Origin of the sequence: Bacillus sp. MD-5 (assembly GCF_002201875.1) — a bacterium.
Taxonomy (GTDB): Bacteria; Bacillota; Bacilli; order Bacillales; family Bacillaceae; genus Bacillus; species Bacillus stercoris.
In genome coordinates this window covers 451338-475629 of sequence record NZ_CP021911.1, presented here as the reverse complement: position 1 = coordinate 475629, position 24292 = coordinate 451338, and the positions used below count along the sequence as shown (strand labels likewise).

19 protein-coding genes, 4 tRNA genes, 3 rRNA genes and 1 pseudogene are annotated in these 24292 nt (G+C 44.2%); 4 read left to right on the top strand and 23 right to left on the bottom strand.

The genetic code is table 11. The annotated features are described in order from the left end of the window. Nucleotides 1-522: 522 nt before the first annotated feature. The 3 genes from CDO84_RS02365 to groES form a co-directional block, all read right to left on the bottom strand. A complete protein-coding gene (locus CDO84_RS02365; protein ID WP_040083985.1) occupies nucleotides 523-2838 on the bottom strand; it encodes a glycoside hydrolase domain-containing protein in 2316 nt (771 codons plus the stop codon). Between the two features lie 276 nt (nucleotides 2839-3114). Then, complete coding sequence (gene groL, locus CDO84_RS02360) at nucleotides 3115-4758, bottom strand: chaperonin GroEL (RefSeq protein WP_040083986.1); 1644 nt, start codon at nucleotides 4756-4758, stop codon at nucleotides 3115-3117. Between the two features lie 44 nt (nucleotides 4759-4802). After that, nucleotides 4803-5087, bottom strand: coding sequence for a co-chaperone GroES (gene groES / locus CDO84_RS02355; protein WP_003155970.1), 285 nt, complete (start codon nucleotides 5085-5087; stop codon nucleotides 4803-4805). 239 nt (nucleotides 5088-5326) lie between these two features. Here groES and CDO84_RS02350 point away from each other — a divergent pair, with 239 nt between their 5' ends. Together CDO84_RS02350 and CDO84_RS02345 are read left to right on the top strand one after the other, a co-directional pair. Further along, complete coding sequence (locus CDO84_RS02350) at nucleotides 5327-6061, top strand: CPBP family intramembrane glutamic endopeptidase (protein ID WP_040083987.1); 735 nt, start codon at nucleotides 5327-5329, stop codon at nucleotides 6059-6061. Then, entirely contained in the window at nucleotides 6058-6249 is a 192-nt protein-coding gene (locus CDO84_RS02345) for a YdiK family protein (protein ID WP_003225680.1), read from the top strand. Before CDO84_RS02350 ends, CDO84_RS02345 begins: the two co-directional genes overlap by 4 nt. 37 nt (nucleotides 6250-6286) lie before the next feature. Here the strand turns inward: CDO84_RS02345 and tatC are convergent, their stop codons facing one another. The 4 genes from tatC to moaC are packed head-to-tail and all read right to left on the bottom strand — an operon-like array spanning nucleotide 6287 to nucleotide 8409. Next, nucleotides 6287-7051: a twin-arginine translocase subunit TatC gene (gene tatC / locus CDO84_RS02340; RefSeq protein WP_080478173.1), complete on the bottom strand. Its 765-nt coding sequence runs from the start codon at nucleotides 7049-7051 to the stop codon at nucleotides 6287-6289. A gap of 6 nt (nucleotides 7052-7057) precedes the next feature. After that, nucleotides 7058-7231 carry a sec-independent protein translocase protein TatAY gene (tatAY, locus tag CDO84_RS02335; protein ID WP_003234072.1) on the bottom strand — a complete coding sequence of 58 codons (174 nt, stop codon included), beginning with the start codon at nucleotides 7229-7231 and terminating at the stop codon, nucleotides 7058-7060. Between the two features lie 21 nt (nucleotides 7232-7252). After that, the gene (locus CDO84_RS02330) at nucleotides 7253-7900 is read right to left on the bottom strand and encodes a redox-sensing transcriptional repressor Rex (protein WP_003234073.1); all 648 of its coding nucleotides are present in this window, start codon (nucleotides 7898-7900) and stop codon (nucleotides 7253-7255) included. After that, nucleotides 7897-8409 carry a cyclic pyranopterin monophosphate synthase MoaC gene (gene moaC / locus CDO84_RS02325; RefSeq protein WP_003243499.1) on the bottom strand — a complete coding sequence of 171 codons (513 nt, stop codon included), beginning with the start codon at nucleotides 8407-8409 and terminating at the stop codon, nucleotides 7897-7899. The genes CDO84_RS02330 and moaC overlap by 4 nt, the downstream gene beginning before the upstream one ends. Nucleotides 8410-8534: 125 nt before the next feature. Between moaC and CDO84_RS02320 the strand changes: the two genes are divergently transcribed. Next, nucleotides 8535-10463 (top strand): ABC-F family ATP-binding cassette domain-containing protein, encoded by a 1929-nt coding sequence (locus CDO84_RS02320; protein WP_040083988.1) that lies wholly within the window; start codon nucleotides 8535-8537, stop codon nucleotides 10461-10463. A gap of 224 nt (nucleotides 10464-10687) precedes the next feature. Here CDO84_RS02320 and tsaD read toward each other — a convergent pair whose 3' ends face one another. From tsaD to CDO84_RS02260, 12 genes are all read right to left on the bottom strand, one after another. Beyond that, the gene (tsaD, locus tag CDO84_RS02315) at nucleotides 10688-11728 is read right to left on the bottom strand and encodes a tRNA (adenosine(37)-N6)-threonylcarbamoyltransferase complex transferase subunit TsaD (RefSeq protein ID WP_014663007.1); all 1041 of its coding nucleotides are present in this window, start codon (nucleotides 11726-11728) and stop codon (nucleotides 10688-10690) included. Further along, the gene (gene rimI / locus CDO84_RS02310; protein WP_003243019.1) at nucleotides 11721-12176 is read right to left on the bottom strand and encodes a ribosomal protein S18-alanine N-acetyltransferase; all 456 of its coding nucleotides are present in this window, start codon (nucleotides 12174-12176) and stop codon (nucleotides 11721-11723) included. Before rimI ends, tsaD begins: the two co-directional genes overlap by 8 nt. Before the next feature lie 9 nt (nucleotides 12177-12185). Beyond that, nucleotides 12186-12875, bottom strand: coding sequence for a tRNA (adenosine(37)-N6)-threonylcarbamoyltransferase complex dimerization subunit type 1 TsaB (tsaB, locus tag CDO84_RS02305; RefSeq protein ID WP_040083989.1), 690 nt, complete (start codon nucleotides 12873-12875; stop codon nucleotides 12186-12188). Then, the gene (tsaE, locus tag CDO84_RS02300; protein WP_014663005.1) at nucleotides 12856-13332 is read right to left on the bottom strand and encodes a tRNA (adenosine(37)-N6)-threonylcarbamoyltransferase complex ATPase subunit type 1 TsaE; all 477 of its coding nucleotides are present in this window, start codon (nucleotides 13330-13332) and stop codon (nucleotides 12856-12858) included. Before tsaE ends, tsaB begins: the two co-directional genes overlap by 20 nt. 14 nt (nucleotides 13333-13346) lie before the next feature. Continuing rightward, nucleotides 13347-14324 (bottom strand): thiamine-phosphate kinase, encoded by a 978-nt coding sequence (gene thiL, locus CDO84_RS02295; protein ID WP_040083990.1) that lies wholly within the window; start codon nucleotides 14322-14324, stop codon nucleotides 13347-13349. 180 nt (nucleotides 14325-14504) lie between these two features. Then, nucleotides 14505-14581, bottom strand: a tRNA-Asp gene (locus CDO84_RS02290). A gap of 65 nt (nucleotides 14582-14646) precedes the next feature. After that, nucleotides 14647-14723: transfer RNA gene (locus CDO84_RS02285), tRNA-Met, on the bottom strand. Nucleotides 14724-14744: 21 nt separating this feature from the next. Beyond that, nucleotides 14745-14860 (bottom strand): 5S ribosomal RNA (gene rrf / locus CDO84_RS02280). 54 nt (nucleotides 14861-14914) lie between these two features. Continuing rightward, nucleotides 14915-17842, bottom strand: a 23S ribosomal RNA gene (locus CDO84_RS02275). Between the two features lie 170 nt (nucleotides 17843-18012). Next, a 16S ribosomal RNA gene (locus CDO84_RS02270) occupies nucleotides 18013-19562 on the bottom strand. The 16S, 23S and 5S rRNA genes sit together here with 4 tRNA genes alongside, the layout of an rRNA operon. 98 nt (nucleotides 19563-19660) lie before the next feature. Further along, nucleotides 19661-19734, bottom strand: a tRNA-Gly gene (locus tag CDO84_RS02265). Between the two features lie 14 nt (nucleotides 19735-19748). After that, a tRNA-Arg gene (locus tag CDO84_RS02260) sits at nucleotides 19749-19825 on the bottom strand. A gap of 288 nt (nucleotides 19826-20113) precedes the next feature. On the opposite strand from CDO84_RS02260, the pseudogene CDO84_RS02255 reads away from it, so the two are divergent. After that, a pseudogene (locus CDO84_RS02255) lies at nucleotides 20114-20455 on the top strand (manganese catalase family protein); the annotation flags it as partial. 131 nt (nucleotides 20456-20586) lie between these two features. On the opposite strand, the gene gmuG reads toward CDO84_RS02255, so the two are convergent. The 4 genes from gmuG to gmuR are packed head-to-tail and all read right to left on the bottom strand — an operon-like array spanning nucleotide 20587 to nucleotide 24279. Continuing rightward, nucleotides 20587-21675 carry a mannan endo-1,4-beta-mannosidase gene (gene gmuG, locus CDO84_RS02250; RefSeq protein ID WP_040084009.1) on the bottom strand — a complete coding sequence of 363 codons (1089 nt, stop codon included), beginning with the start codon at nucleotides 21673-21675 and terminating at the stop codon, nucleotides 20587-20589. 18 nt (nucleotides 21676-21693) lie between these two features. After that, a complete protein-coding gene (gene manA, locus CDO84_RS02245) occupies nucleotides 21694-22641 on the bottom strand; it encodes a mannose-6-phosphate isomerase, class I (protein ID WP_040084013.1) in 948 nt (315 codons plus the stop codon). Then, nucleotides 22638-23537: an ROK family protein gene (gene gmuE, locus CDO84_RS02240; protein WP_040084015.1), complete on the bottom strand. Its 900-nt coding sequence runs from the start codon at nucleotides 23535-23537 to the stop codon at nucleotides 22638-22640. The genes manA and gmuE overlap by 4 nt, the downstream gene beginning before the upstream one ends. Nucleotides 23538-23565: 28 nt before the next feature. Then, a complete protein-coding gene (gmuR, locus tag CDO84_RS02235; RefSeq protein WP_014662999.1) occupies nucleotides 23566-24279 on the bottom strand; it encodes a transcriptional regulator GmuR in 714 nt (237 codons plus the stop codon). Between the last annotated feature and the right edge of the window lie 13 nt (nucleotides 24280-24292).

The following is a 24292-nucleotide window of genomic DNA, read 5'->3' as shown; positions in this document are numbered from 1 at the left end:
CGGCCTTTGAAGTCTACTATTTTCAAAATGGATATTCCATTGAGAAATAAAAGGGCTTTTGAATTTTTGAAAGCTTAGTCTTACTTTTAGTAATCTTTTATAGCATACTTCTTAAATTTTAGTTTTGACCAAATGTAGTATGGTTATACATAATCGTTACTTCCCGACTAAACCCGCCATCAAAAGGCCTGCTACGATCAATAATAAGAGTAAAAGAATACAGAGTGCTAGGATAAAAATAGAAAGATACTTAGCAATCCCTTTAGGTGCTTTAAATGCTATAATCCCCCCCAAAACTATCCCTAGAATTCCAAGCGCCCAATGGATATAGGGTAGAAAACACAATGTGAATAACAGCATGATAAGTGACACTATCCCTAAATATTTCCTCATGTCTTCCCCTTTCTTTCCTTCCATTAAATCAAAAAGAAAATTGAACTTATAATTTGTTGTATATTCTTAAGATCTTAAAATATAGAGTACCATATTTTTCGAAATGTATGGTACTCCACTCTAAATTATCTATTCACTTGCTACAAGGTCTAGTATTTTATCAGCAAAAGCATTTGCAATAATTTCTCCCTCTTCTTCCGTATAATAAGGGACTTCCATTTGCATTGAACCCCTTAGGGCTACCCTTGCCGCTGTAATATCAGGATTATCTCCAATCATAATATTACTCGCATTCAGTCTCAAATTATTTTCATTACTATTAAATTTATTTTTATAAAATAGCTTATATCTTGAGAAAACAAGACTATTATAATACTCTTGAACTGCATTTAAAATTGGCTTAGTTTTATTATTTAATAAGATCTGTGCGATGTTAATAGCATCGATATCTCCAAGGAAATCCGAATTATCAAAGTTGCCAGCCGATGTTTTTGTACCGATCAAGTCGTAAGCAGCTTTATATGTTCTTGTTTCATTGTCGCCACTATACTTATCTCTATTTTTATATACATCTGCAGCCACAGTAAATAAATCACCACCCCACCCTGCTAAATCTTGCTGTGTAGTTCCAACTAACGGAAGATTCGCATACAATAGAGCAGATAATGTAGCCATAAGATGAGGAAAATCAATAACTTCAGTTTTTGAAACGGGATCAGTTGCATAGACAAAACTATTTTCTCCTACAGCACTAATAACATATTCCTCAAACCCTTTATCAAATTGTCCAGAAGTTAATGTCCATATTAATGATTCATATCTTTTGCGACGATAATAGTTGGTTGTAAGCTTATTCGCTTCATTGATATCATTGTTTGTATATTGAAGGCCTAAAAGTTGAATTTCATATAATTGCTTGTATAGCTCTTGATTGAGATCAGTTGAGAAATCAAGACCTGAAGCCCCGTTATCAAGTCCCGACTTAATATTATTGTCTATTTCAATTTTACTGTCTCCTGAACCAACACTAATAGTTGAAATTTGATCGAATGCCCAATTTTTTGGCAATGGATAGCCTAAATTTGCACTAAATCCCGTGGACATATCACTTACAAAACTGGTTGTTGCCCAGCCTTTCTGCGATACTTGACTGCAAACATTCCGGGCACCATATATTCCAACTTTATAACGATTCCCCAGATATTTCATTTGTTCATTAATGCCCTTAAAGTGTGGAAGAATTTTGTTAGTTATATCATCTCCTAAAGCGTCAAAATCCACGGCAAAATATATTGTTGTTCCATTTTTAAATCCATAATTTTTGGCAGCTGTAAAAGCATCTTGAGCATCTCTTTTTCCTTGAGCCTCACTGAAATGTCTTGAATTATTCCCATAAGTTTGATATATAGGAAAAACAGTTAAACCAGCATTAAAAATAGTTTTTAATTCGCCAGGTTTTATTTTTTTCTCCAATCCTCCTGGAATATCTACAAGATAACGACCAATAGTTTCATAGCCTGCATTTTTTAAAGCTTTAGCTCTAGCAGACGTAACTTCTGTTATACAATCACAAGCTTTTCCTTTACGATTAGGATCTCCTTTACTCTGCAACAAAGAAAGCCAAGTTTGTTTTCCTGTAACTCCATCAGCTGGCAACTTAACAAATTTTTGGAATTCAGCAACTGCATTTTTTAATAGTGTACTGTACTGTCCATTGAATTCTCCTGGATTGAAATCATTTACATATAATGCATATTGAAGGAGCTTAACAAAGTTTGCATTAGTACTTCCTATGCTCAGAGTTGGTAAAAGGTTGGTCGTAGAAGGCCCTATTGATCCCGTTTGTAGAGAGGGAGCAATTCCCTCTTCTGTTTGAATACCGTAAATTAAAGCTTTATTAGTCCCTCTTTGGTAGTAACCATCACATGGTTGGACTCCAGATGTTTTGTAATATTTTGAATTAAGATCTCTTTGCATCTCTCTAATTCTAGAATTACCACCAGATGTGAGCACATAAGCATCCATAGTTAAAAATGCTTTAAATATATAGGAATAAACTTTCCCGTCACGAATAGGCAGTCCCGCATCAGTTTGCAATTTAATTACTGCAGCTTTAGTCCCTTCTCCAAAAGTTCCTGTAAATCCAGTTGGATTGTAACCTTTACAATACATTGCTCCTTGAAGAATTAGTACAATTCTTTTTCCTTTGTCATCAGTAGGAATACGCCCAATTTCCATTTCTCCCCATGATTTGTACGCTACTTCAGTTCCTGGTCCAAAATTATCAGCAGGTGTAGAGATTCCAAGTTCAATTTGCAAAGCCCTAGTTAAAGCATACATCGTGGACCAACCAGTTTTCCCATTTTCAGGGGCTGGAACGAAGCCAGGCTTTCCAGAGTAAGCAGCATTTACCCATAGTTGTACTTTCTGAATCATTTCATCCATTATAGTCACCTCTTTTATAGTATTCATGTCTAGGTGGCAAGCGTATGACAAGAAAACCCTTCTCAGTTGAGAAGGGTTTCATCATAATATGGCAAACTTCATCAATAGGCTTTTTATGCATTAAAATACTTATAAATGAAAAAGGATGCTTCTTCTAAAGTCCAGTAGACTTTTGGAAGCATCCTCAATGAATGTTATCTTTTTGTTATTTTTTCAGCTGCACGGGTGATGAAAAACGGTCAAACCCTTGGTATATCAAAGGTTTTCGCCGTTTGATTACATCATTCCGCCCATACCGCCCATACCGCCCATGCCGCCCATATCAGGCATTCCTGCGCCGCCAGCGTTTTCTTCTGGCTTGTCGGCGACAACGGCTTCAGTTGTTAAGAACATTGCAGCTACAGACGCAGCGTTTTGAAGAGCTGAGCGTGTAACTTTTGTTGGGTCAACGATACCTTTTTCGATCATGTTTACCCATTCGCCAGTTGCAGCGTTGAAGCCTACGCCGATTTCTTCGTTTTTGAGGCGCTCAACGATGACAGATCCTTCAAGACCAGCGTTGTGTGCGATTTGACGGATTGGCTCTTCAAGCGCGCGAAGCACGATGTTGATACCTGTTTGAGCATCGCCTTCAGCTTCAACTGCAGCGACTTTGTTATATACGTTTACAAGCGCTGTACCACCGCCGGATACGATGCCTTCTTCAACAGCCGCGCGAGTTGAGTTCAGGGCGTCTTCGATGCGAAGTTTACGCTCTTTCAGCTCAGTTTCAGTCGCAGCGCCGACTTTGATGACAGCTACGCCGCCAGCAAGTTTCGCAAGACGCTCTTGTAATTTTTCTCTGTCGAATTCAGAAGTTGTTTCTTCCACTTGAGCGCGGATTTGAGTCACGCGGGCAGAAATTTTGTCTGTTTCGCCAGCGCCTTCAACGATTGTTGTGTTTTCTTTAGTAACGACAACTTTAGAAGCGCGTCCCAATTGAGCGATTTGAGTAGATTTCAGGTCAAGGCCAAGATCTTCTGTGATGACTTCTCCGCCAGTAAGGACAGCGATGTCTTCAAGCATTGCTTTACGGCGGTCACCGAAGCCAGGAGCTTTAACAGCAACTGCGTTGAATGTGCCGCGAAGTTTGTTCACAACAAGTGTTGCAAGTGCTTCGCCTTCAACGTCTTCTGCGATCAGAAGCAATGGTTTGCCTTGCTGAACAACCTGCTCAAGCACAGGAAGGATTTCTTGAATGTTTGTGATTTTTTTGTCTGTGATTAAGATGTAAGGATTGTCAAGAACCGCTTCCATCTTATCAGAGTCAGTTACCATGTAAGGAGACGCATATCCGCGGTCGAACTGCATACCTTCAACAACTTCAAGCTCAGTTGTGAAGCCTTTAGACTCTTCGATTGTGATAACGCCGTCGTTTCCTACGCGCTCCATTGCTTCAGCGATAAGGCTTCCGACTTCCTCATCAGCAGCAGAGATCGCAGCAACCTGAGCGATAGACTCTTTGCCTTCGATTGGCTTAGAAATTTCTTTTAAGTTTTCGATCGCAACCGCTACAGCTTGTTCCATACCTTTACGCACGCCTACAGGGTTAGCGCCTGCTGTTACGTTTTTAAGGCCTTCACGGATCATCGCTTGCGCAAGAACTGTCGCAGTTGTTGTACCGTCACCGGCAACGTCGTTTGTTTTGCTGGCTACTTCAGCAACAAGCTTCGCACCCATGTTTTCAAACGCGTCTTCGAGTTCGATTTCTTTAGCGATTGTTACACCGTCATTTGTGATTAACGGAGAACCGAATTTTTTCTCTAGAACCACGTTGCGTCCTTTTGGTCCTAAAGTTACTTTTACAGCATCAGCAAGTGCATCGACACCGCGAAGCATTGCGCGGCGGGCTTCTTCACTAAACTTAATATCTTTTGCCATGTTTACAGTACCTCCTCGAATTTTTAAATGTTTTTATTTAAGAATTAGCCAATAACAGCTAAAATGTCGCTTTCACGTAAGATTAAGTATTCAGTACCTTCGTATTTCACTTCAGTACCTGCGTATTTTGAGAAGATAATGCGGTCGCCCTCTTTTACTTCTAAAGCAACGCGCTCTCCGCTTTCTAACACGCGACCTGAACCAGCTGCCACGATTTTGCCTTCTTGCGGTTTTTCTTTTGCAGAATCCGGCAACACAATTCCGCTGGCAGTTTTTTCTTCAGATTCTACGAGTTCAATGACAACGCGATCACCTAATGGCTTTAACAATGTAATAACCTCCTCAATAGTATGAATATGTAATTTTAGCACTCAGCACTAAAGAGTGCTAACACAATTCTTATAATAAAGAATCTCCCTTCCAATTTCAAGTGATAAGATAAAAAATTTTTCACGCTTACATCATTCTTTTCAGCTCCCTTTTCCGTTAGCTTTTTTCACCCCCGTACCGATTATGTTACAATAGCTGTAGATGAACGAAACCCACTTAACAAAGGAGTACATACCATTTGAGAAAACAGTATTGGTTTATTATTTTGACATATATCATCATGCAGTTTTCCGCATTAATCGCGATTCCCTTGTTATTTAAATTCGGTTATGCCGGAGGACAGCCTACAGATGAAAATATGCTGCATGCACAAGGATTATGGTCCGTTATCAGCTTTATCGCCTGTCTCGTTGTTGTTCTGCTCATTCTGAGAACCGTTCCGAAAGAAACGCTGCGAAACGGACAGAAGGACTCAATCGGACTTTCTATCCTTTGGGCGATAACCGGTTTTTTCATTGCCCTTTTCTCTCAAGGAATAGCAGGCTCTATTGAATACTATGTATTTGGCATCGGGAGAGAATCAGAAAATACACAAGCGATTCTGGATGTCATTCAGGCAGTCCCGCTCATGATTATCGTTTCTTCAATCATCGGGCCTATATTGGAAGAAATCATCTTCAGAAAAATCATTTTCGGGACGCTGTACGAAAAAACGAATTTCTTCTTCGCCGGACTGATTAGCTCGGTTATTTTCGGTATTGTTCACGCTGATTTGAAGCATCTTCTTCTATATACAGCAATGGGCTTCACCTTTGCCTTTTTATATGCGAGAACAAAACGGATATGGGTGCCGATTTTCGCCCATTTAATGATGAATACATTCGTCGTCATCATGCAGCTTGAGCCTGTTCAGAAATACCTTGAACAGCAGAGTACACAAATGCAATTGATTATTGGAGGATTATTTTTATGAGAAACCCGGTAGTTTGGGGAATGATCTACTTTGCCGTAGGGTGCATCTTTACTTATCTTGCCGCAAGCTCGCCAGGCAGCATGTGGTCATTTTACTCCATCCTGCTGATGGTGTTCGCCGCTTACAACATCAGCATTTCTTTTAAGATGTTCGCCTTTTCATTTAAAATCAAAAAGAACCAGAAATAAAGAAAATCCATTTCTCGCATGAGAAATGGATTTTTTATTATTGCCCGGAAGACACGTCCTGATCGGCAGCACTGCTTTTCTGCGCTTTCCGATAAGCGGTCTTCGATATCAGAATACTGATTTCATATAAAATTAAAAGCGGGACCGTCACCATCATATGGGACAGTAACTCAGGCGGTGTAATCAGGGCAGCGATCACCAAGAGCGTAAAATACGCATACTTTCTGATTTTCGCTAAAAACATCGGTGTCACAATTCCGAGCCTGGTCAAAAACATGAGAATGACCGGCATTTGGAACAGCAATCCAAACGGAATCGTCAGCTGCAGAAGAAAATGAAAATATTCATTAATTCCGATCACCTGATTGACATTCAAGTCCTGAGAGATCCGCTTCATAAAATCAACAACAAAAGGAAATAAAATATAATATGAAAAAGATAAACCCGCTAAAAACAGCAAAATAGAGATCGGAATGTAGCTGAGCGTTACTTTGCGCTCCTTCTCATAGAGGCCCGGGCTCACAAATGCCCAAAGCTGATAAAGAATAACCGGCGAGGTCAGGACGATGCCGATGATAAACGCAAACTGCATAAACACATAAAGCGGGTCTGTCAGGTTAAACGCGTTAAGCGTAAGCTGCTTCGCTTCATCTGTTTCTTGCAGATACACAATAATCGGCTTCGCTAAAAAAAATCCAGCAATAAAGAAAACGACAAACGCCAGCGCTACAATCAGCAACCGTTTTCGAAGCTCAGCAATATGCTCCAGCAGCGACATTTGATTCACTTTCATTCGTGTCATCCTAACTTACTGATCTTCTTTCTTTTTTTCCTCTTCATCACTTGTTAATCCTTTAGTAGCGTTTTTGAATTCACGAAGTGTGTCTCCGGCTGCTTTGCCCAATTCAGGCAGCTTTTTGGGACCGAAGATAATCAGAGCAACGATTGCGATAACAGCAAGGCTTCCAGGACCGATCGGCATATTTGGGCTCCTCCTTTCCCTCTATTCGATTTCCTCTAAAACTGAATAATGCTTCAAGAAATAAACCAGTGACTGAAGCTCAACTGCTAAATCTATATGATGAATTCGAATGTGTTCCGGCACATTCAAACGGGCCGGCGTAAAATTAAGGATTCCCTTGATTCCTAACGCAACCAATCTGTCTGTAATGGATTGAGCGGCAACTGCTGGCACTGTAAGAATGGCAACTGATTCATCTTTTACGTGTTGTTCAAGGTCATCAAGGTTATAGACGGGCACGCCGCCTACCTCAGTTCCTATTTTACTCTCATTTATATCAAAAGCCATAGAAATTTTTGTGTTATTATTTTTTGTGAAATTATAGTGAAGAAATGCCGTTCCCAAGTTCCCGACACCAATCAAAATGACATCAGTCATCTCATCCTGATCAAGCGTTTTTCGGAAAAAAGACAGCAAATAATCCACATTATATCCGTATCCTTTTTTGCCAAGAGCTCCAAAATAGGAAAAATCCCTCCGAATCGTGGCAGAATCAACCTTTACGGCATCACTGAGTTCAGCGGATGATACACGCTGTTTTCCTGACGCATGCAGATTCTTTAAAAAGCGATAGTAAAGCGGCAGCCGTTTCGCCGTCGCCTGCGGAATTTTTGATTGATCCTTATTCATTTTTGGTCCTCCAAATTATACTCGGATAGTTCTCTTTTAAAGTCACCGTTTTTCCCGCCTGTCTTCTCAAGCAAGAAAGTAGGGCCGATGACCATTCCCTTATCAAGGGCCTTGCACATATCGTAAACGGTAAGAGCGCACACCGATGCAGAAGTGAGCGCTTCCATTTCCACACCTGTACTCCCTTTCGTTTTGACCTGTGCTTTTATATGAAGTATAACTTCTGCTTCTTTTATTTTCCAGTCAAACGATATATCTACCCCGCTCAATGAAAGCGGATGGCACATTGGAATGATATTCGACGTTTGCTTTGCGGCCATAATGCCTGCCACCTGTGCGACAGCCAGTACATCTCCTTTGCCGATATCGTGACTCTGTATTTTCTCGTACACCTCATTCTTCATGTGTACGCTTGAAACAGCCGCCGCAGTACGGACAGTCGAAGATTTTTCGCTGATATCCACCATCTGGGCTCTGCCCTGTTCATTAAAATGAGAAAATCCATTCATATTAAAACGCTCCTTAAACAGATCATACACTATTTTCTTCTCTATGTCTTATATGGCCAATGTATTGTTTGCTGACTTCTGGTTCATAAGCTACACTTAACTTATTATAACAGAGGTGAAATAATATGATGATCTTACAAGTTAATCAGCTGTCCAAATCGTTTGGTGCTGATACTATTTTAAACAATATAAAGCTGGAAGTCAGAAATCGTGATCGCATCGCCATTGTAGGAAGAAATGGCGCCGGAAAATCTACGCTCCTTAAAATTATCGCAGGCCAGCTTTCGTATGAAAAGGGCGAAATTATTAAACCGAAAGATACTACAATGGGATATCTCGCCCAGCATACTGGCTTGGATTCTAAGCTTACCATAAAAGAAGAGCTGCTGACTGTTTTTGACCACTTAAAAGCAATGGAAAAGGAAATGCGGGCTATAGAAGAAAAAATGGCGGCAGCTGACCCGGGTGAATTAGAAAGCATCATGAAAACCTACGACCGCCTTCAGCAGGAATTCAAAGATAAAGGCGGCTATCAATATGAAGCGGATGTCAGATCTGTGCTGCATGGCCTCGGCTTCAGCCATTTTGACGATTCTACACAGGTTCAAAGCCTCAGCGGAGGCCAAAAAACAAGACTGGCTTTAGGTAAGCTTCTGTTAACACAGCCTGATTTACTCATTCTCGATGAGCCGACAAACCATCTGGATATTGATACGCTTACCTGGCTTGAGCATTATTTACAAGGCTATTCAGGCGCCATTCTCATCGTTTCGCATGACCGCTACTTTTTGGACAAAGTGGTAAACCAGGTATACGAGGTATCAAGAGCCGAAAGCAAAAAGTATCACGGTAACTACAGCGCTTATCTCGACAAAAAAGCCGCGCAGTATGAAAAGGATCTTAAACTGTATGAAAAGCAGCAGGACGAAATCGCAAAGCTGCAAGACTTCGTAGACCGAAATCTGGCGAGAGCCTCTACCACCAAAAGGGCGCAAAGCCGCAGAAAGCAGCTTGATCGAATGGAAGTCATGTCAAAACCGCTTGGCGATGAAAAATCCGCAAACTTTCATTTTGATATTACAAAACAGAGCGGAAATGAAGTCCTCCGTGTTCAGGATCTCACAATCAGCTATGAAAACCAGCCGCCGCTTTTAACAGAAGTATCATTCATGCTGACAAGAGGAGAAAGCGCCGCGCTTGTCGGCCCTAACGGAATTGGTAAATCAACATTGCTGAAAACATTAATAGACACCCTAAAACCAGATCAAGGAACGATTTCATATGGCTCAAATGTCAGTGTCGGCTATTATGATCAGGAACAGGCTGAACTGACTTCCTCTAAACGTGTCCTTGATGAGCTGTGGGACGAGTACCCCGGGCTCCCAGAAAAAGAAATCAGAACGTGTCTCGGAAATTTCTTATTCTCCGGAGATGACGTGCTGAAACCCGTCCATTCACTGAGCGGGGGCGAAAAAGCAAGATTGGCTCTAGCTAAGCTGATGCTTCAAAAAGCCAACTTTCTCATCCTTGATGAACCGACAAACCATCTGGACTTAGACAGCAAAGAAGTTCTCGAAAACGCGCTGATTGATTATCCAGGCACACTGTTATTTGTCTCACATGACAGATATTTTATTAACAGAATCGCCACAAGAGTGCTGGAGCTTTCTTCAAGCCATATAGAGGAGTATCTGGGAGATTACGATTATTATACAGAGAAGAAAACAGAGCAGCTTGAATTGGAGAAAATGAATCAGCAAGAGGAAACTGAAACAACGCCAGCTGCAGTGAAGTCTGACTCCAAACGTTCCTACGAGGAAGAAAAAGAATGGAAAAAGAAAGAGCGCCAACGACTTCGTCGAATTGAAGAAATTGAAGCCACTGTTCAGAGCATTGAAGAAAACATCAGCCGCAATGATGAATTGCTATGTGATCCTGAAGTCTATCAGGATCATGAAAAAGTCCAAGCTATCCATGCAGACAATGAGAAACTCAATCAGGAGCTGGAATCCCTTTTGTCCGAATGGGAAGAACTATCCACAGAAGAAGATTAAAAAAGTCAAGCACCTCTTTTCAGGGGTGCTTTTTATCCACAGAAAATAACCTTATAAACAGGTGAAGTAAGCGCTTTATACACATTATCCACAAAATATTCTGAATTTATCCACTTGATTAACAGTAACTTCAGCCCTTTATCCATCTATATCTCTATAATTGCTCACAGATATGTGGATAAATTGTGAATTGTCTGTTAATACAAATAAAAAGTCTCACGCTATTATCTCGTGAGACTTTGATAAGAAGTCAATTCAAGGCCAGGCTGCCCATTCATATCGTATGCACCGCGAATACCCTTTTCAAAAGCAATTGTGCCAGCGGCAGCAATCATCGCCGCATTATCTGTGCATAACGCTAACGGAGGAATGACAAGCGAAACCCCTTCGTGCTGGGCAAATTCCTTTTCTAATGCAGCTCTGAGACCTCTATTTGCAGCTACTCCACCAGCTAAAAGAACCTGTTTGACACCATATTCCTTTGCTGCGCGTGCCGTTTTGGTCACCAAGACATCGATCACACTATTTTGGAAGCTGGCAGACAAATCTTCTGGAGCAATCTCTTGCCCTTTTTGAGACGCATTATGAAGCGTATTGATCACTGCAGACTTCAATCCGCTAAAGCTGAAGTTATAAGAGCCTTCTTCAAGCCATGCGCGAGGTAGCGGAATATTGTCATTCCCTTTTTCAGCTAGCTTGTCAATTTGCGGTCCACCTGGATATGGCAGACCCATCGTCCGCGCCACTTTATCGTAAGCTTCTCCTGCCGCATCATCAAGGGTCTCCCCAATGACTTCAAATGATCCATGTTCCTTCATATAAACCAGTTCTGTATGGCCTCCAGAAACGACCAATGCCAGTGCCGGGAACACGATGTCTTCTACAAGACGGTTCGCGTATATATGACCGGCTATATGATGAACGCCTACTAACGGAATGTTATGTGCAAAGCTCAATGCTTTAGCAGCGTTCACTCCGATAAGAAGCGCTCCCACCAGTCCCGGACCTTCCGTGACTGCAATCGCATCAATATCCCTATACGTCATGCCAGCTTTGCGAAATGCCTCTTCTATAACCAAAGTGATTTGTTCAACATGATGTCTTGAAGCTATTTCCGGAACGACGCCTCCAAAACGCTTATGGCTTTCAATTTGAGAGGCTACTACGTTTGAAATGATCTCTTTTCCATTTTTCACAATAGCTGCCGCAGTCTCGTCACAGCTTGTTTCAATTCCTAATACGTACATGTCTTTTTGCTCACTCATTTATCGTCACCCACATAATTAACGCATCTTCCCCGTTATCAGTATAATAGTTCTTTCTTATTCCGCCGGGCTGCATCCCGAATTTCTTATATAAGCCTTGAGCAGGATGATTCGAAACCCTCACTTCAAGCGAAAGCCGCCTTGCGTCTTTTTCTTTGCACAGTTCAACAGCTGAGCGAAAAAGCGTTTCTCCTAAAGACTGGCCGCGATACTCTGGTTTTATCGCTATATTTGTAATTTGGGCATCGTCCATCACAATCCAAATCCCGCAATACCCAGCTAGATGGCCGTCCTTTTCAATCACGAGATAATGAGCATACGGGTTTTCCAGCAGCTCATGATAAAACGAATCCTTCGTCCAAGGAGACGTAAAGGAGGATGCTTCGATTTCGTATACGTGATCTATATCCTCAAGCCGCATATTTCTGACCGCTGCTTTTGTTTTCATCCTATCACCCTACTTTTGACTTTCAATCCATTTCGCTTCAGCTTCTGCCAACCGCAAGTAATCAGGGACAAGCCTATGAACATCAGCTGCTTCCTTTTCCTTCCCGAGAAATGCCAATTCTGAAGGACGCGGGTTATGCTGGGCAGCAGTACCAATGAACCCTTTTGTTCCAAGCACTTCCTCGATCATCTGCTTGTGAATAGAAGTATCATGACCTAAAAACAGCACTGGGCTGTCCATTTCTTTTAGCATCTCCAGCCAATCTGCCAGCATCACATTTTGATCTGGAGCAACTTGCTCTAAAAGCCCATTTTTGTACTCATACAGACCTGTGTACACCTGTCCCCGTCTAGCATCAAAGATTGGGCAGATCAGACCGTCAAAATGCCGGCCATTTGCCGCAAGCGTCTCAAGACTTGATACAGCAGTAATTGGAATGTCTAAAGACCAAGCAAGTGTTTTGGCCAGCGTCACACCTATTCTTACTCCTGTGTATGAACCAGGGCCTTTTGCAACGACAATTTTAGAAAGGTCCTGCGGTGCCATATCACAATCACTCAGCAATGAATGAACAGCAGGCATCGCTCTTACAGAATGGTTCTTTTTCAAGTATGTAATGTATTCTGCTATAACGGTGTCTCCTCGAAGCAGCGCAATGCCCAATGTATAATTTGATGTATCAATTGCTAATATTGTCATGTCTACTTATCTCCTCACAAAGCATTTCGTACCGATTCCCGACAGCAGTAAAGGTGATTTCCCGCTCACTATCACCAGCTCTTTTGATGACAATTTGCAGACGCTCCTGCGGCAGCTGTTCTTCAATTAAATGAGCCCATTCAACGAGACAGACACCTTGTCCGTGAAAATATTCATCGAGTCCCAAATCTTCACTTTCATCCTCCATTCTATATACATCCATATGATAAAGAGGAAGCGAGCCATCGTTATATTCTTTTATAATTGTAAAAGTCGGACTGTTTACAACACGTGTAATTCCCAGCCCTTCCGCAAAACCTTTCGTAAAAGTCGTTTTACCTGCACCTAAATCGCCCTCTAATGTCAGGACGTCTCCCGGTTTAGCAAACGATGCAGCCAGCTTGGCAATTGCTTTTGTTTCTTCAGGATTTACGGTTCTCCACTTTAATTGCTTCACACGAGTCACCTGTCTTATTTAAAATGATTATATCCTTTTTTCTCTAAAATCATTGATGTTTTATCTGCTTTTAGGATCACATTGGATTCTGTTTTTTCCCTGACTTGGCCAATCTTTGTAATGGGCAGTTGACGTGTTTCGCACTCCTGCTTCAGCAATTCCCACTCGTCATTTGAAACCGTCCCTGTCAGCTCAAAATCCTCACCGCCAAACAAAGCCCATTCTTTCCAATTACGATGAAGCTTAGGCAAATCAGGATGAATTGGAAGCATGCTTTCATCAATTTCAATTGAAACATAGCTGGCTTCTGCAATCTCGTTCAGTTCACTAGCCAATCCGTCACTAATATCATTTAAAGCCGCCCGATTCATACTTGAGCACAATCTGCCGACACTTACTCTTGGCTGAGGCCGTTTATGCCTGTGGATAAAGTAATCCGTTTCCACAGATGAGTTTTGAAGATTAGTCTCTTCCAGCAATAAAGAAAGTCCTGCTGCAGAAGAACCGATTTCACCCGTTACAAACACTATATCATTCGGTCTAGCCAAGCTGCGTAAACAGGCCCTTCCCTTTTCTACTTCACCGATCACAGTGACAGTTACGACTAATTTGTCAGAGATAGAGACTGTATCACCGCCAATCAGATCCATATGATATAGTTTCGCCAGTTCATTCATTCCTTCATACATCGCCTTGATTTCAGCTTTAGTCCATTTTGAAGGTACCGCAATTGATACCAAATAATATTTAGGAATGCCGCCCATCGCGGCAATATCACTTATATTAACGGCTAACGCCTTATACCCGATATCTTCAGGTGAGGAATAGTGTAATTTGAAGTGCACGTCTTCTACCATAGTATCAACACAAACAATTTCCTGAACGCCGTGTTTCGCAGTGTAGAGCGCTGCATCATCACCAATTCCTACATCAACGGAAGAATGGTGAATGGTCCGTGGAGTAATGCTATGTATCAAATCAAATTCATCCATGAAGCAAAACCTCCTTTCAACCCTAGTTAAGCCTATATGTGCTCTCCCTAGTTTATCGAATTTTGCTAGAATATCCAAGAAGTTGCCGATATAAAGAAAGCTTGGCTAAGACACCAAGCAGAAGATACAGTAAAAGAAAACACAAAAAAAACGAAAACATGATCGTTTCGTTTACATTAATGGCGGTCCGGACGGGACTCGAACCCGCGACCTCCTGCGTGACAGGCAGGCATTCTAACCAACTGAACTACCGGACCATATTTATATAGTGTATTATTTCGGTTGCACCCTTTGGGCACTCCTTTTTTCATTCAAAATAATTTGGTTGCGGGGGCAGGATTTGAACCTGCGACCTTCGGGTTATGAGCCCGACGAGCTACCGAACTGCTCCACCCCGCGATGATATAATTTAAGATAACAGCTTGGCGGCGTCCTACTCTCACAGGGGGAAACCCCCGACTACCATCGGCGCTGAAGAGCTTAACTTCCGTGTTCGGTATGGGAACGGGTGTGACCTCTTCGCTATCGCCACCAAACAAATTGAGAGTGTTCTCTCAAAACTAGATAACAGGTGTGACATCATTCAAAATGTGGTTAAGTCCTCGATCGATTAGTATCTGTCAGCTCCATGTGTCGCCACACTTCCACCTCAGACCTATCAACCTGATCATCTTTCAGGGATCTTACTTCCTTGCGGAATGGGAAATCTCATCTTGAGGGGGGCTTCATGCTTAGATGCTTTCAGCACTTATCCCGTCCGCACATAGCTACCCAGCGATGCCCTTGGCAGAACAACTGGTACACCAGCGGTGCGTCCATCCCGGTCCTCTCGTACTAAGGACAGCTCCTCTCAAATTTCCTGCGCCCGCGACGGATAGGGACCGAACTGTCTCACGACGTTCTGAACCCAGCTCGCGTACCGCTTTAATGGGCGAACAGCCCAACCCTTGGGACCGACTACAGCCCCAGGATGCGATGAGCCGACATCGAGGTGCCAAACCTCCCCGTCGATGTGGACTCTTGGGGGAGATAAGCCTGTTATCCCCGGGGTAGCTTTTATCCGTTGAGCGATGGCCCTTCCATGCGGAACCACCGGATCACTAAGCCCGACTTTCGTCCCTGCTCGACTTGTAGGTCTCGCAGTCAAGCTCCCTTGTGCCTTTACACTCTGCGAATGATTTCCAACCATTCTGAGGGAACCTTTGGGCGCCTCCGTTACCTTTTAGGAGGCGACCGCCCCAGTCAAACTGCCCACCTGACACTGTCTCCCCGCCCGATAAGGGCGGCGGGTTAGAAGGTCAATACAGCCAGGGTAGTATCCCACCGATGCCTCCACCGAAGCTGGCGCTCCGGTTTCCAAGGCTCCTACCTATCCTGTACAAGCTGTACCAACATTCAATATCAGGCTGCAGTAAAGCTCCACGGGGTCTTTCCGTCCTGTCGCGGGTAACCTGCATCTTCACAGGTACTATAATTTCACCGAGTCTCTCGTTGAGACAGTGCCCAGATCGTTGCGCCTTTCGTGCGGGTCGGAACTTACCCGACAAGGAATTTCGCTACCTTAGGACCGTTATAGTTACGGCCGCCGTTTACTGGGGCTTCAATTCGCACCTTCGCTTACGCTAAGCGCTCCTCTTAACCTTCCAGCACCGGGCAGGCGTCAGCCCCTATACTTCGCCTTACGGCTTCGCAGAGACCTGTGTTTTTGCTAAACAGTCGCCTGGGCCTATTCACTGCGGCTCTCTCGGGCTTGCACCCTAACAGAGCACCCCTTCTCCCGAAGTTACGGGGTCATTTTGCCGAGTTCCTTAACGAGAGTTCTCTCGATCACCTTAGGATTCTCTCCTCGCCTACCTGTGTCGGTTTGCGGTACGGGCACCTCTCACCTCGCTAGAGGCTTTTCTTGGCAGTGTGGAATCAGGAACTTCGCTACTATATTTCGCTCGCCATCACAGCTCAGCCTTATGGGAAACGGATTTGCCTATTTCCCAGCCTAACTGCTTGGACGCGGATATCCAATACCGCGCTTACCCTATCCTCCTGCGTCCCCCCATTGCTCAAATGGTGAGGAGGTGGTACAGGAATATCAACCTGTTGTCCATCGCCTACGCCTTTCGGCCTCGGCTTAGGTCCCGACTAACCCTGAGCGGACGAGCCTTCCTCAGGAAACCTTAGGCATTCGGTGGAGGGGATTCTCACCCCTCTTTCGCTACTCATACCGGCATTCTCACTTCTAAGCGCTCCACCAGTCCTTCCGGTCTGGCTTCACAGCCCTTAGAACGCTCTCCTACCACTGTTCGAAGAACAGTCCGCAGCTTCGGTGATACGTTTAGCCCCGGTACATTTTCGGCGCAGAGTCACTCGACCAGTGAGCTATTACGCACTCTTTAAATGGTGGCTGCTTCTAAGCCAACATCCTGGTTGTCTAAGCAACTCCACATCCTTTTCCACTTAACGTATACTTTGGGACCTTAGCTGGCGGTCTGGGCTGTTTCCCTTTCGACTACGGATCTTATCACTCGCAGTCTGACTCCCAAGGATAAGTCATTGGCATTCGGAGTTTGACTGAATTCGGTAACCCGGTAGGGGCCCCTAGTCCAATCAGTGCTCTACCTCCAAGACTCTTACCTTGAGGCTAGCCCTAAAGCTATTTCGGAGAGAACCAGCTATCTCCAGGTTCGATTGGCATTTCACCCCTACCCACACCTCATCCCCGCACTTTTCAACGTGCGTGGGTTCGGGCCTCCATTCAGTGTTACCTGAACTTCACCCTGGACATGGGTAGATCACCTGGTTTCGGGTCTACGACCACGTACTCATGCGCCCTATTCAGACTCGCTTTCGCTGCGGCTCCGCATCTTCTGCTTAACCTTGCACGGGATCGTAACTCGCCGGTTCATTCTACAAAAGGCACGCCATCACCCGTTAACGGGCTCTGACTACTTGTAGGCACACGGTTTCAGGATCTCTTTCACTCCCCTTCCGGGGTGCTTTTCACCTTTCCCTCACGGTACTGGTTCACTATCGGTCACTAGGGAGTATTTAGCCTTGGGAGATGGTCCTCCCGGATTCCGACGGAATTTCACGTGTTCCGCCGTACTCAGGATCCACTCAGGAGAGAACGAAGTTTTGACTACAGGGCTGTTACCTCCTATGGCGGGCCTTTCCAGACCTCTTCATCTACCTCGTTCCTTTGTAACTCCGTACAGAGTGTCCTACAACCCCAAGAGGCAAGCCTCTTGGTTTGGGCTAATCCCGTTTCGCTCGCCGCTACTCAGGGAATCGCATTTGCTTTCTCTTCCTCCGGGTACTTAGATGTTTCAGTTCCCCGGGTCTGCCTTCTCATATCCTATGAATTCAGATATGGATACCACTCCATTACGAGTGGTGGGTTTCCCCATTCGGAAATCTCCGGATCAAAGCTTGCTTACAGCTCCCCGAAGCATATCGGTGTTCGTCCCGTCCTTCATCGGCTCCTAGTGCCAAGGCATCCACCGTGCGCCCTTTCTAACTTAACCGTTAAAAAGAATCACTATGTGATATCTTGTATTACTAATTGAATGTGATGTCTACTGTTATCTAGTTTTCAAAGAACACGTTTCGAAGGAATGATCCTTCAAAACTAAACAAGACAGGGAACGTTCTGTTTATAAGACCCAAGGTCTTATATTCCGTATAATATCCTTAGAAAGGAGGTGATCCAGCCGCACCTTCCGATACGGCTACCTTGTTACGACTTCACCCCAATCATCTGTCCCACCTTCGGCGGCTGGCTCCTAAAAGGTTACCTCACCGACTTCGGGTGTTACAAACTCTCGTGGTGTGACGGGCGGTGTGTACAAGGCCCGGGAACGTATTCACCGCGGCATGCTGATCCGCGATTACTAGCGATTCCAGCTTCACGCAGTCGAGTTGCAGACTGCGATCCGAACTGAGAACAGATTTGTGGGATTGGCTTAACCTCGCGGTTTCGCTGCCCTTTGTTCTGTCCATTGTAGCACGTGTGTAGCCCAGGTCATAAGGGGCATGATGATTTGACGTCATCCCCACCTTCCTCCGGTTTGTCACCGGCAGTCACCTTAGAGTGCCCAACTGAATGCTGGCAACTAAGATCAAGGGTTGCGCTCGTTGCGGGACTTAACCCAACATCTCACGACACGAGCTGACGACAACCATGCACCACCTGTCACTCTGCCCCCGAAGGGGACGTCCTATCTCTAGGATTGTCAGAGGATGTCAAGACCTGGTAAGGTTCTTCGCGTTGCTTCGAATTAAACCACATGCTCCACCGCTTGTGCGGGCCCCCGTCAATTCCTTTGAGTTTCAGTCTTGCGACCGTACTCCCCAGGCGGAGTGCTTAATGCGTTAGCTGCAGCACTAAGGGGCGGAAACCCCCTAACACTTAGCACTCATCGTTTACGGCGTGGACTACCAGGGTATCTAATCCTGTTCGCTCCCCACGCTTTCGCTCCTCAGCGTCAGTTACAGACCAGAGAGTCGCCTTCGCCACTGGTGTTCCTCCACATCTCTACGCATTTCACCGCTACACGTGGAATTCCACTCTCCTCTTCTGCACTCAAGTTCCCCAGTTTCCAATGACCCTCCCCGGTTGAGCCGGGGGCTTTCACATCAGACTTAAGAAACCGCCTGCGAGCCCTTTACGCCCAATAATTCCGGACAACGCTTGCCACCTACGTATTACCGCGGCTGCTGGCACGTAGTTAGCCGTGGCTTTCTGGTTAGGTACCGTCAAGGTACCGCCCTATTCGAACGGTACTTGTTCTTCCCTAACAACAGAGCTTTACGATCCGAAAACCTTCATCACTCACGCGGCGTTGCTCCGTCAGACTTTCGTCCATTGCGGAAGATTCCCTACTGCTGCCTCCCGTAGGAGTCTGGGCCGTGTCTCAGTCCCAGTGTGGCCGATCACCCTCTCAGGTCGGCTACGCATCGTTGCCTTGGTGAGCCATTACCTCACCAACTAGCTAATGCGCCGCGGGTCCATCTGTAAGTGGTAGCCGAAGCCACCTTTTATGTTTGAACCATGCGGTTCAAACAAGCATCCGGTATTAGCCCCGGTTTCCCGGAGTTATCCCAGTCTTACAGGCAGGTTACCCACGTGTTACTCACCCGTCCGCCGCTAACATCAGGGAGCAAGCTCCCATCTGTCCGCTCGACTTGCATGTATTAGGCACGCCGCCAGCGTTCGTCCTGAGCCAGGATCAAACTCTCCGATAAAGTAGTTTGACTGACTACGCACATCGCTGTGCGATTTATGAAAAAATGAATTAACAGGTACATTTTGTCTTGTTTAGTTTTCAAAGATCATTCAATAATGGAGCGGGTGATGAGAATCGAACTCACGACATCAGCTTGGAAGGCTGAGGTTTTACCACTAAACTACACCCGCGTGATATCTTATATTGGCGCGCCCGAGAGGAGTCGAACCCCTAACCTTTTGATCCGTAGTCAAACGCTCTATCCAATTGAGCTACGGGCGCTTATCAAGCGACTTAACTATCATACTATCATTCGTTGTTGAAGTCAAGAAGTTTTTTTTAAAATGTTTTTCGAATCTTTTTCAATTCGACTTTTCTTATTATACACATTTTAAAATTCTTGTAAACACCTTAGAAAAACTTTTTTGTTTTTCGTTTTGTTTCACGCTGTTCATCAGCGACGTTTAATAATATACCATGCCTGTTTTATTTGGTCAATACTTTTCCTGTGTTTTTTATTTTCTTCTTTCACGCCTTTGTTTTGTATATATTTTATCTCATCTTACAAACAATATTAGATGGGTGTATAACAACGGAAACTTAATTACTGACCTGTTGGATAACTTGCTTCTTGAGTCGACAGGCGTACTGCCAAAAACAAGGATTTATGAAATGAGCTCAAATCAGACGCTTCGGGAAACACTTGCTTTTTTGATTGTACGCGACAATGCTCACCAGAATGCATTTGCGAAATCGCTCGAGACATTGGGCGTTGAGTTGGCGAAGCTCTCCCCTGTTCCAAATTATGATATTAACAGTGCAGAGAGTATGTTGAATTACCATGATGCACAGTTTACCTTCAAGTTGGATGAAACGAGAATCGGGGAAATCTATCAAGGGAGATCTCCAGCCGAAATGGCGGATAGTTACAAGTCATAGACCCTTCGGCAGGGTAGTCCGGGGTTAGGCGATATGAATGCCTAATCAAGGCGGGAAGGTGCTCAATGAAACTTCTTGAGCACCTTCTAATTTGTGAAAATCATTCATTCAACGATTGGCGTTAAAGAATCGCCATTCCATATTTCTCCCTTATTAAGCGTCCAGCTGTCATGATATAAAGCTGAAGCACCCTTGTTTACCGCTGGGCTCCATTCATCATTCCATGCGAGAAAGTAAATGGTTTTAGGATATTTTTGTTTTATTGCATTGATGAACAGGCTGTAATCGAAGCTGCCGTTTGCTGTTTGCGGGCCCACTTCTGTAAAAGCAAATGGTTTATTAAGCGCCGTTAGCTGATCATATCCTTTTATCGAATAGGCGTCTTGGAAATACGCATCTAGTCCGACAATATCCACGTAAGACGCACCAGGGTAAAAATCGGTTTTGAAATCTCGATTGGCGTCGGGGGAGTAAACCCAAAGCAAATGATCAAGTCCTCTTGTGTCGGTCATATAATGATAGATTTTCTTGTAGAGCTGTTTATATAGAGAGATTCTTTCATTATCCTTTTGATTATATGATGTAAGTCCCCACCAAAACCATTCACCGTTCATTTCATGCAGCGGCCTGAATAGAACAGGCACACCTTGGTTCTCCAGCTCTTGAAGTCCGTCAGCAATTTTGCTGAGCATGGCATTTAGCCGCTTCCCTTCTACTGTTGAAGAGTCTAGTATTTTTTTATACTGATCATTTGTAATCGGTGTTTTAAAATGCCCTGACTGAAAAGCAGGGTTCGCCAGGTGCAAACTGATTTGCGGAATTCCGCCATTTTTCCAATACGAAATTAAATCGCTGTTGCAGCTTACATCTATTGAATCTTCAATTTTAGCGGTTTCAAGCCACCCTCTGGCATAATCACAGCCGTAAATAGCAGGCGATTGCCCGGCGGCGCTTCGGATTCTATCAGCCTCAGCCATAGAAAATGTGTCATGACTGTAACCTCCGAACGCGCCAGAAAGAACTCTGTTTTCCGTACGGTTCGGCAGATGAGCAAGCCAATTCATCACTGCTTTTGTTGTCTGCTGTGCATTAGGATTTACAGGAGACACAGTATGCGCTTCAATTGGTTTTGCTAAAACAGCAGACGCAAGCAAAAATAAAATGAGCAAAGAGATCGTATATTTCTTAACCACATCCAACTCCTCCATTCATTAAGGGTGAGAGATCATGAATTCACATGTTCCTTCTATTGAAAATTCGCCAAAATGCGCAGGCAGAATAAAGTGTGAGCCTGCAGTGCATTTATACTGAATACCATTATTGATGATTCGTCCTGATCCGCTCAGAACACTTCCCAGCAAATAGGTTTGATGAGAAGGAAAAGAAGCTCGGCCGCTAATCTTCCATTTGTACACTGAGAAATAATCTGATTGCACATAAACAGTGATCTCCGCGTTACCAGCTTCTTTCACTTCAGGTGTATGCGCTTTATCAATATGCGGTATCGTTATGACTTCCATGGCTTTTTCTATATGAAGAGATCTTTTTTCGCCCTGGTCATTACAGCGGTCATAATCGTATACGCGATACGTTGTATCAGAGTTTTGCTGGATTTCAAGGAGGAGGGTTCCCTCACATAAAGCATGGAGTGTACCGCTTGGCACATAAAAGAAATCTCCGGGCTTAATTTTGATTCTCCTCAGCAGCCCGTTCCAATCACCGCTTTCAATTCGCTGTTTGAACTCTTCCCTTGTGCTTGCGTGATGTCCCAAAATCAGTTCGGCGTCATCTTTGCAATCCATGATATACCAGCACTCTGTTTTACCAAGATCACCGTTTTCGTGCAGTTTTGCATAATCATCATCAGGATGGACTTGCACGGAGAGATCCATATTTGCATCAAGCAGCTTTACCAAAAGCGGAAACACCTTACCATCCGGAAACCCGAAGAACTCCGGATGATCTTGCCATACTTGATCAAGTGTCTTTCCTGCCAGCGGACCGCTTTTTACAACCGACGGACCATGAGCATGTGCAGAAACGGCCCAGCATTCCCCTGTTTTTTCTGAGGGTATTGTGTAGCCGAAAGCATCGTAAAGCTTTGTTCCCCCCCATATTCTTTCTTTAAAGACAGGCTCCAAAAATAAAGGATGCTTCATGATCGCACCTCCCCGGATGCTGATTCTGCTTGCAAGGCCTGTTGCGCTAAAACCAGCGTGCCGATGATTCCTGCGTTACTGCCTAAATGAGGAGGGACAATATAACCGCTAATACTTTCTGATAATTCAGAAAAATTAAAGTAGCTGTTCATGATCTTCGGTACATATTGATAGATATAAGGAAACACTTGTTTCTGTTGCATGACGCCGCCGCCAAGAATGATTTTTTTAGGTGCAAGGATCAAAATATACTGAGCCAGCGCTTGGGCAATATAGTACCCTTCCAGTTCCCAGACTTGGGTTAGATCTGATAAATCAGCAGCTTTTTTTCCCCAGCGGGCTTCGATAGCGGGGCCTGAAGCTAAGCCTTCAAAGCAATCTCCATGATAAGGGCACTTCCCTTGGTATACGTCATCCGGGTGCCTCCGGATATAAATATGGCCCATCTCTGGGTGTGACAGCCCCTGAAGGAGCCTCCCCTCTACAATAGCCCCCGCGCCTATGCCAGTTCCAATCGTTATATACAGGCAGCTGTCGAGCCCCTTCGCTTCACCGAAAAGGAATTCACCCAGAGCTGCAGCGTTAACATCCGTACTAAACCCGACTGGGATTTTCAATTCGTTCTTAACGGTTTGCAAAAAGGGATAGTGTCTCCAGCCCGCTTTCGGCGTGGCCGTAATGGTGCCGTATGTTTGACTCGTTTTATCGTTATCAACAGGACCAAAGGAGCCGATGCCGATTGCCTGTAATGAAAATTGGCGAAAATATTGAATCACTTTCTCTATCGTTTCATCCGGCATCTTTGTGGGGAATTCTATCCTGTCAATGATCGTTCCATCTTCTCTGCCGACAGCACAAACAAACTTTGTGCCGCCTGCTTCAATACCGCCAAGCATGCAGATGGCCTCCTTGTTGTCTCCGCAATCAGCGCCGTATGTTTACAGAAGTCACAACAAACTTGTCATGCCGATGACGTGAAAAGGAATATTCAAATGGAATCCCGGTATCTAAGAAGCCCACATGTTCCACTTCAAGAATTGGATCATCCTGTTTGCAGCCCAGATGCTGCTGGTCAATATGATCAGATTTGCAGGCTCTGATTTTCCGATGCGTTCCGGCGATTTTGAGCTGCAGCACATTTGTAATATGATTGTAGATCGAATCATGAAGGACATCGTCATTAATGCCTGGGATTAAATGCGTCGGCATATATGTTTTTTCCAGTACATAGGGTTCACCTTCTACAATCCGCAGCCGAACGACATAATAAACCGGTGTTTTCTGATCAATAGACAAATGGGCGGCCACTTCCTCAGTGGGAAATTGCACTTCAAACTGAATGACCTTGCTTTTGATTTTTTTATCTTTCAGCAAGTTGGTCAATCCGAGAATCTCATTGCTGACTACATGGACATGGTCATCCTGTATTGCAGATTGAATAATAAACGTGCCATGGCCGCGTTTTCTGAACAGCAGACCCTCGGCAACTAAATTATCCAAGGCTCTCTTCATCGTCATACGGCTTGAGTTAAATTCTTTTGCAAGAGATACTTCATCAGGAATGGGCTGATCGATCGGATATACGTTATTTTTAATTCTTTTTCTCATTTCATTTGCAATGATTTCGTATTTATTCATTGGTATCCTCCGG